At 68.1% G+C, this 8570-nt stretch carries 7 protein-coding genes; 3 read left to right on the forward strand and 4 right to left on the reverse strand.

Annotated features, from left to right (window positions below):
* The first annotated feature begins 474 nt into the window (after positions 1 to 474).
* Together ACWCP8_RS32195 and fabV are read left to right on the forward strand one after the other, a co-directional pair.
* Positions 475 to 1284: a hypothetical protein gene (locus tag ACWCP8_RS32195; protein WP_451119709.1), complete on the forward strand. Its 810-nt coding sequence runs from the start codon at positions 475 to 477 to the stop codon at positions 1282 to 1284.
* Positions 1285 to 1558: 274 nt separating this feature from the next.
* Entirely contained in the window at positions 1559 to 2767 is a 1209-nt protein-coding gene (gene fabV / locus ACWCP8_RS32200; RefSeq protein ID WP_352272215.1) for an enoyl-[acyl-carrier-protein] reductase FabV, read from the forward strand.
* Here the strand turns inward: fabV and ACWCP8_RS32205 are convergent.
* The 3 genes from ACWCP8_RS32205 to ACWCP8_RS32215 all read right to left on the reverse strand — a co-directional run bounded on the left by ACWCP8_RS32205 (position 2716) and on the right by ACWCP8_RS32215 (position 6195).
* Complete coding sequence (locus tag ACWCP8_RS32205) at positions 2716 to 3138, reverse strand: helix-turn-helix domain-containing protein (RefSeq protein WP_451119711.1); 423 nt, start codon at positions 3136 to 3138, stop codon at positions 2716 to 2718. The two genes, fabV and ACWCP8_RS32205, sit on opposite strands and share 52 nt — an antisense overlap.
* A 101-nt stretch (positions 3139 to 3239) precedes the next feature.
* The gene (locus ACWCP8_RS32210) at positions 3240 to 4007 is read right to left on the reverse strand and encodes a D-Ala-D-Ala carboxypeptidase family metallohydrolase (RefSeq protein ID WP_382845599.1); all 768 of its coding nucleotides are present in this window, start codon (positions 4005 to 4007) and stop codon (positions 3240 to 3242) included.
* A 307-nt stretch (positions 4008 to 4314) separates the two neighbouring features.
* Positions 4315 to 6195 (reverse strand): propionyl-CoA synthetase, encoded by a 1881-nt coding sequence (locus ACWCP8_RS32215; RefSeq protein ID WP_451119713.1) that lies wholly within the window; start codon positions 6193 to 6195, stop codon positions 4315 to 4317.
* A gap of 206 nt (positions 6196 to 6401) precedes the next feature.
* Here ACWCP8_RS32215 and ACWCP8_RS32220 point away from each other — a divergent pair, with 206 nt between their 5' ends.
* Positions 6402 to 6539: a hypothetical protein gene (locus ACWCP8_RS32220; protein ID WP_451119715.1), complete on the forward strand. Its 138-nt coding sequence runs from the start codon at positions 6402 to 6404 to the stop codon at positions 6537 to 6539.
* Between the two features lie 183 nt (positions 6540 to 6722).
* Here ACWCP8_RS32220 and ACWCP8_RS32225 read toward each other — a convergent pair whose 3' ends face one another.
* The gene (locus tag ACWCP8_RS32225) at positions 6723 to 7871 is read right to left on the reverse strand and encodes a PP2C family protein-serine/threonine phosphatase (RefSeq protein ID WP_451119717.1); all 1149 of its coding nucleotides are present in this window, start codon (positions 7869 to 7871) and stop codon (positions 6723 to 6725) included.
* Positions 7872 to 8570 lie beyond the last annotated feature (699 nt).

The following is an 8570-nucleotide window of genomic DNA, read 5'->3' on the forward strand; positions in this document are numbered from 1 at the left end:
CCCGCGCACAGATGACGATGTGGCCGCCCACGCCCCAGCGCACCGAGGCGGACAAGGCGTATTCGAACCTGAGTCGTTGATGCGCCGATAGTAGCTGGCGAGGTTTTCGAGGATCTGGTCGGCGATCTTGTGCCATCCGTAGGGCCAGGGGTTGGTGTGACGCGTGCGCAACTCGCCGACGCCGAATAGAGGTATATCGAGACGTTCCTGCCGGTCGGCAGGTTCGTCCTACCGCGGGATGGGACTTGTGTGCCGCCAGCTGCCCCGCCAGAGCTAAGCGCGTATCCAGAAGTTCTGCGCGTATCGGGGGCTGCGCGGCGGTCCCCACGCGTCGGCGGTCGTGGCGCTACGCGACGTCGTCCAGACCCCACCACGCCCGCGCGGTGCGCGTGTACGCTCACCCTCGCCGTGCCAGCCGAGACTTGAACTGCTGCCCCCCACGCCGGCGCAAACTCCGACCCCGCCCGAGGAACCATGCGTCGCACCACCCCCCTTGCCGTAGCCGTCACCCTCGCCGCCGCCCTCACCGCGGCCAGCTGCTCGTCGAACTCCGGCGGCAGCCAGCGCCGAAGCGTCGACTTCGAGAAGCCCGCCGCCGACTCTGCGGCTGCCAAGGAGTTCCGCGCTGTCGTTGAGGCCGCCCGCAGTACAAGCGTGACGATCAGCGAATCGTTGGTCCTCCAGGACGACGGAAAGCGAACGGTCCTCGTCATTGACGGCCCCTTCGACCTCGCCCATGGCCGGGGGAAACTCCTCGTCCATGCAGGAGGCCCCATCGAACAACTCGACCAGATATTCGTCGGCGACAAGGCCTACCTCAGCACCCGCAAAGACCAATGGCTCGTGACCGACCGCTCGAAAGCCGAGTCCCACCACCTCCTGCGCGCCCCGCTCAACGACCCCCAGCATCTGCTTGCCCAGATCGCAGCCACCACCAAGGTCACGAAATCCAGCAAGGACCCCGTCTTCGGCGGCGCCGCCACCCGCTACCGCGGCGCGCTCGAGTACCACGCTCTGACCTCGCGCACAGCCGAGAAGACCCGTGGCGAGATCGACGGATACCGGCAGGACAGCGAGGGCGCTGTTCTGCCGGTATCCGTCGACGCCTACGTGAAGCAGGGGCGACTCGCTCTGGTCCGCCTTGACTTCAAGATGGACGACGATTTCGCCCACGTCAGCCTTCAACTGTCGGACTTCGGGGAACCAGTGGAAGTCACCGCACCCCCGTCTGCGACCCCGATCGCTCCTCCGGCCAAGGGAGCCCTGGCCTTCATGACAGGCTGACGCGGGACATCGCAGCGCTAACGGCAGCGGGAGCGCTGAGCGCTGCCCCCAGCCGCACTCAGCGCCGCGGCCGGGGTCGCATCTGCGAACCGCCCACTTCGGTTACGCGCAGAACGTCAGGAATCGGGCTTAGTGGGAACCATCCAAGCCCGGCTAGACATCGTTGTGCCGGTCAAGATCACCGTGTTCATCCGCACGGCCGCAGAATTGCAGGACGGGGTGGCCGAGGCGGCCGCCGCGTCCTTGTCCGTGACGACACCTGGGACACCACACCGTGAGCGAACGCGTCATTGCGCCCAAGAGCCGGGGCTTCCTGTTCCTCGACTCCCATCCTGACGGCTGCCGACAGCTTGTGGACGAGATGTGGCAGGCCGTCCCCGACCCGGTCACCGTCGGGGACGAAGGGCCGGTGGCTCTGGTCATCGGCTCGTCCGCCGGGTATGGCCTGGCCGCTACGATCGCGGGCCTGGCCCGTATCGGTATCCGTGGCATCGGCGTGTGCTTCGAGAAGGCGCCCGCTCGGCGCACCGGCACGGCCGGCTGGTATCGCACCGCCGCCACCGCCCGCCTCGCCCAACAGCACGGGCGGGACATGGTCTTCCTCAATGGCGATGCGTTCAGCGACACAGTGAAGGAGCAGGTTGCCGACCTCCTCGCCGAGCGGTTCGGGGGACGACTCGACTTCCTGATCTACTCGGTGGCCGCGCCTCGCCGCACCGACCCGGGCACCGGCAACGTGTATGCCTCGGTCCTCAAGCCGATCGGCTCGCCGTACACCACCAAGACCCTCGTCTTCGACGAGTACGGTGCCCCGGAGGTGAAGGAGGTCACCACCGCGCCGGCCGAGGGCGACGACATCGAGCAGACCGTGGCGGTGATGGGCGGCACCGACTGGGAACGGTGGATCACGTTCCTGGCCGACCGGTCCCTGCTCGCCGACGGCTTCGCCACCGCAGCCCTGTCCTACATCGGCTCGCCGCTCACCGCGGCGATCTACCGGCAGGGAACCATCGGCGCCGCAAAGTCCCATCTGGAAGCCACCGCACGCACGTTGGACGAGCGGCTGGGCAAGACCTTGGGCGGCATGGCCGTGACCTCGGTCAACGCCGCTGCCGTCACCCAGTCCTCCACCGCCATCCCCGGTATCGCCCTGTACGTCGGGCTGCTGCGCGGCGTCCTCGGCGACGCCATGGTGGCCCCGATCGGTCAGCTGGTGGAGCTGTGGGACCAGCTGACCGGCGCCCGTCCCCTCGACCTCGACGACAAGGGCCGGGTCCGCCTCGACACCTGGGAACTCGACCCCGCCGTGCAGAACGCCGTCGCCGAACGCTGGAGCACCGCCACCAGCGACACCATCACCGAACTCGCCGACCTCGACTGGTTCAGCGACGAAGTCCGCAGCCTCTACGGCTTCTCTGTCCCCGGCGTCGACTACACCGCCGCCGTCGAAACCGACGTCCCCTGGCCCACTCTCACCATCTGACCCGCGCCACGAACGCCCCCGATCGCGTCGACGGTCGTGGAGCCAGCCATAGTGACCTGAGCCGTTGATGCGTCAGCAGTAGCCGGCGAGGACCAGTGCGTGGCGTTCTTCGGCCTCGTCTCCAGCGTCAGGCGCACCAGTTCGGCAACCTGTTCATCGGTGACGGTCCGCGCCCGCCCCGGCCGGGGCGCATCACCCAGCCCGTCCAGCCGGTGGGTGACGAACCGGGCCCGCGGCTCGGTGGTGACCCCGAACTCCCGGGCCACCGAACTGCCCGACCGCGGCAACCGTCCGGCTCCACCTCGGCACAGCCCAGCACGATCCGCGCACGCAACGCCAGGAACTGGGGCGTGGATTGAGCCCGCACCCACCCACCCATCACCTGACGCTCGTGCTCGGACAACACCAGCTCAGCCAACCGCGGCCCCGGACGCCCCATGCATATCAAACGACGCATCAATGACTCGGGTCACTAGACGGTGCCGTTCTCCCACCACCAGGCCCGGCCGAGGTCTGCCCGGCTGTCGACGTGCTGGTGGTCTGCGGTGTAGGTCTCCAGGCCGGAGAAGCCGGAGGTCTCCGCCTTCTGGTAGACGGTCTTGTTGGGTACTCCGGGGACGGCAAGGTCGGCCGCCGTGCCGTACAGGTGCATGCTGTCGCTGGCGCCGCCGATGTCGGCATTGTGTGCGATGCTGCGGAAACCGGAATTGACCGTGATGGGGACGTTGCCGAGCTTCTTGCGCAGCGCCTCCAGCTTGTACATCGTGCGGCGGACGTTCTCCTTGACGTCGGTCGCGCTCAGCTTGCCGCCGGAGAAGGTGCCGCTGATCCGGTCGGTGAACTCGCTGAAGTCGAAGTGCACGGTCGAACCGTCCGACTGCTCCAGGGCGTTGAGCTGCGACTGGGTCGCGGGCCCGGCGCTGCCGTCGGCGGTGAGTCCGTAGGCCGTCTGGAACCGGCGGACCGCCGCCGCGGTGCCGGCGCCGAAGTTTCCGTCGATGGCCACGCGGGTCTGGCCGGCGTTGTCCGCGGCCCACCCGGCGACTCTGATCTGCAGTTCGGTCACGTCGGCGCCGGTGGCCCCCTGGTTCAGGGTGCGCGACCAGGAATACGCCTGCGCGGCCCCCGACAGCAGAACAGGCCCGAGTACGGCACCGATACCGGCGGCCAACGTCCCGCGCAGCGCCGTACGGCGGTCGAACGAGCGCGGAAAGCGGGAAGAGAAGCGGGAAGGAGCCATCTTCGTCCTTTCACGGACCTGTCGCAGTGCAGTGGATGACGCGAACTGGGCCAGTGTCATGCACATGCGGGGTCGGCGGAAGAGTGCCGTTACCGACATCTCTCCTGCCGGCGTCCGTTTCCGTGAGGTGCCAGGGCTGGGGGAGCTGCGCAACCTCGGCGCGCACCTCCCCACGGGGGTCGGGACACCGGCCGGAGCCCGGCCCTGTCGACTGCACGCCCGGCCCGAAGCCGGGCCGCCCGACCGTTGCACAGCCCAGCAGGGCCCCAACCTCGGTTTCTGGTTTCTCCGGTCCGCCGCCCCGGGTTCAGAGGCGGTTGCGGAGGGTGGAGCGCAGGGCGTCGAGCACGGAGATGTCCTCGATGGTTGCGGGGACCGGCTCATCCCGGCCTTCGGCGATGCCGCGCATGGTCTTGCGGAGGATCTTGCCCGAGCGAGTCTTGGGCAGCGCCGGGACGACGGCGACATCGTGGAATGCTGCGACAGGGCCGACGTCGCGCCGGACAGCCGCCACGAGTTCGGCGCGCAGCCGGTCAGGGTCGGGTTCGGCGTCGGACTTGAGGACGACGAGGCCGTAGGGCACGTTTCCCTTGAGGCTGTCGGGGATGCCGATCACGGCGCATTCGGCGACCGCGGGGTGGGTCGCCAGAGCGGCCTCGATGGCACCGGTCGACAGACGGTGTCCGGCGACATTGATCACGTCGTCGGTACGGCCCATGACGAAGAGGTAGCCGTCGTCGTCGAAGTAGCCGGAGTCGCCGGTGTGATAGAACCCGGGGAATCGGCTGAGGTAGGACTCCACGAACCGGTCGTCGTCGTCCCACAGCGTCTGCAGCGCCCCCGGGGGCAGCGGCAGCCGGATCGCGATCTCGCCCTCCTGGCCGGGTGGCAGCGGTCGTCCGTCGCCGTCCAGGATCTGCACGTCCCAGCCGGGGACGGGCACGGTGGCCGAGCCCGGCTTGACGGGCATCGCCTCCAGGCCGCGTGGGTTGGCTGCGATCGCCCATCCGGTCTCGGTCTGCCACCAGTGGTCGGTGACCGGTACACCGAGGACCTCGGAGGCCCAGTGGTAGGTCTCCGGGTCCAGACGTTCGCCGGCGAGGAACAGTGAGGTCAGGGAGGAGGTGTCGTACTTGGCGAGTTCCTCTGCGGCCGGATCGGTCTTCTTGATTGCCCGGATCGCGGTCGGCGCGGTGAAGATCGCCTTCACGCCGTACTCCTGCACCACCCGCCAGAAGGCGCCCGCGTCAGGGGTGCCGACGGGCTTGCCCTCGTACATCACGGTCGTGGCTCCGACCAGCAGGGGGCCGTAGACGATGTAGCTGTGGCCGACGACCCAGCCGACGTCCGAGACGGTCCAGAAGACGTCGCCGGCGCGGATGTCGTAGATCGCACCCATCGACCAGGCCAAGGCGACCGCGTGCCCGCCCGCGCTGCGAAGCACGCCCTTGGGGCGGCCGGTCGTGCCGGAGGTGTAGAGGATGTAGAGCGGGTCGGTGGCAGCGATGGGTACCGGCGCCACGGGCTGGGCGCAGGGCACCACATCCGCCCAGTCCAGGTAGCCGGGGCCGAGATCGGCCCTGAGCGTCTCTCGCTGGAGCATCAGTGTGTGGTCGGGTCGGTGTGCGCTGAGGGCGAGTGCCTCGTCCAGAATCGGCTGGTAGGCCACCACGCGGTTGGGTTCCAGTCCGCAGGAGGCAGCGACGACCAGTTTGGGACGGGCGTCCTCGATCCGGGTGGCGAGCTCCTTGGGCGCGAACCCGCCGAAGACCACTGAGTGCACGGCTCCGATGCGGGCGCAGGCCAGCATCGTCATCATGGCTTCGGGGATCATCGGCATGTAGATGACGACCCGGTCGCCCTTGCCGACCCCCAGTCCTGACAGAGCACCGGCGAGACGTGCCACCTCGTCGCGCAGTTGGCGGTAGGTCAACGATGTCTTCCCGGGGACCATCGCCGAGTCCCAGATCAGTGCCTTGCGCTCACCGGCTCCGTTCGCCACATGCCGGTCCAGTGCGTTGGCGCAGGTGTTCAACTCCCCGTCCGGGAACCAGCGGTAGAACGGCGCATCACTGCTGTCGAGTGCACGCGACGGTGGCGTCGTCCAGTCGACCGACTCTGCCGCCTGCAACCAGAAGCCCTCTGGATCGGTGAGGCTCCGGTGGCGGCTCTCCGCGTAGGTTTCCACTGATCTTCTCTCCTCTGACTCTCAACCCTGCCGTCGCTGCGGGAGTACCCCGCGACTGGCTCTGCGCCGTTCCTGCGGTGTCGGCGCGACCGGGGGCCGACACTGTCCGGTGGCACACGGCCCCTTGCCACCGCGCACGGCGGTCCCGGACGGAGTCCGGGTCCGGCCACAGGTTCCCGGAGACGACCGACAACCAGGCCGCCTGCTTGCGCAAAGGATCACGCGGCCGACGGCCACCCGGCTTCGACGAAGAGTGGTACAAGCAGCGCAACACCATCGCGCACCGCTACGTCCACCTCGGCACCGCAACCGCCGCAGCCCTCGCCATCTGGCTCCGAACATGATCGCCCCGGACCGGTCCCAGGAACATCAGCGCAGCCCCAGCACAGGCTGATGGGGATTCATCGCAAGAACGGGTCTGCCCGCGATTTCGAGCGAACGTGTCGGCTTCTGATCACCGCTCGCGTGTTGTATGGCTCCCGGTCACCCCGTGGTTCTGGTTCCTCCGGGGCCGTGACGGAAAGCCGTCAGGGTAGATGATCTGCAGGGCGGTATTCCGGATGGGGGACGGGGCTGCGGTGGATTGCGATGATGGCGGCGTCGTCGCCCAGGCGTCCGCCGACGTAGGCGAGGAGGTCGCGTCTCAGGTGGTGCAGGAGTGTCTCCGGGGGGCTCTCCGTCCACTGGGCGGCGCGTTCCGCGAGCGGGTAGAAGCCGCCGCCGCGGTCGCGCGCTTCGATGACGCCGTCGGTGAAAAGGAGGAGGGTGTCTCCCGCCTCGAAGGCGAACACGTCGACGGTGTATGCCGCCGGCCCCATGTCGCCGATCCCCAGCGGGGGCGCTGGGTGCCGACTCGGGATGGCTTGCGCATGTCCTGGGCTGAGCAGCAGGGGCGCAGGGTGGCCGCAGCTGGTCATTCGGCTGATGGAGCCCTCCTCGGGGATCTCCAGCAGGAGCGCTGTGACGAAGCGCTCCCCGGCGTCATGCTCATCCTCCGCTTCGAAGTCGGCGTGGTAGCGGGTGACGCTCTGATCGAGGGCTGCGGCCAGTGCGGGCAGGTCGGTGTGCTGGTGGGCAGCCTCGCGGAAGGCGCCGAGCAGGAGGGCGGCTTCTTCGATGGCGGCCAGGCCCTTGCCTCTCACGTCACCGATCATCATGCGGGTTCCGCCTTCGATGCGGGTGGCCGCGTACAGGTCGCCCCCGATCTGGGCCTCGTCCTCGGCGGCCAGGTACAGGGAGGCGATCCGCAGTGGGCCGATCCGGTCCGGGAGTGGCCGCAGCAGTACCTTCTGTGTGGTTTCGGCCACCGAGCGCACCCGGGCGAGCTGTCGACTGTGCCGCTCGCGAATCAGACAGAAGAACACGGTAAGGACGGAGAGGATCGCGAGGGCGGCGATCTGCACCAATGCGTTCCTGGAGGTCAGTACGCCGGAGTGCAGGGCGATGTATGCCTGGGCCGCCAGGGCCAGGAGCCCGATCACTCCGGTCAGTGCAGGGCCCTCGAATGAGGAAGTGATCGCGGGCGCGATGACCAGCAGCGGTCCCAGATAGATGTCTTCCGGCAGCAAGATGTCCACGGTTGCGATCACGACGATGAGCGCGACGGGAATCACCAGGAGCGCATGGCCCGGCCGCCATGACTCCCGCAGACCCGCGACGCCTTCCCTTAGGCCCACGTCTTCCACAGTGCACCGCTCCGGGGCCGCTGACGAGTCGGCCAGGTGCGGTCGATCAAGGGCGATGCCGGACGGTGCGCGTCGCGCACCCATACCCAGTACTGGCGTTCCGGTAGAAGGCACCGGCGGGATCTGTGCTGCACGGCCTCGGTGAGGAGGTAACCAACCGCGCCATTGCCGAGGTCGTCGGTTACTACTTGAACGTGCCGGTGCACCGTCGGCCGGCCGTCCTTTTATGGCAGAAGGTCAGCGACCGGTTCTGACCGCGGCCCCGATCGCGTTCCGCCCCGACGCCAACGGGATCACTGCGGCTGGTAGCCCCGGATGTTGTCACCCATAAAACGGCTCTCTCATCGAGATGCCTCGCTACACAGTCGAAATGGTGGAGTCGGATCGGCGTCAACAAATTTGTTGACGCGCTCTCGGAGCATCGCCAGCCCTGCATGCCGGGCTCCACACATTGATGTGTTCTGAGAAATTGCGGATGGTCGGAGGTGCCGTGCTGGAGGTCATGGTTACAGGCGTCACGGCACCTCCGACCACGTATTGCTGTTGCCCGGAATCACCGAACTCATCTGACCATGGTGCTTCGACGCGACCGGCGGACAACAGGTGGGTGGGTCCTCGGCCCCGTTGCTCCAGACCGTCCACCCCTCGGGCGCCGTCACCTCGAAGCGGAAGGGAGCCTTCAGGTCGGGC

It is taken from the genome of Streptomyces sp. NPDC002206, assembly GCF_053593595.1.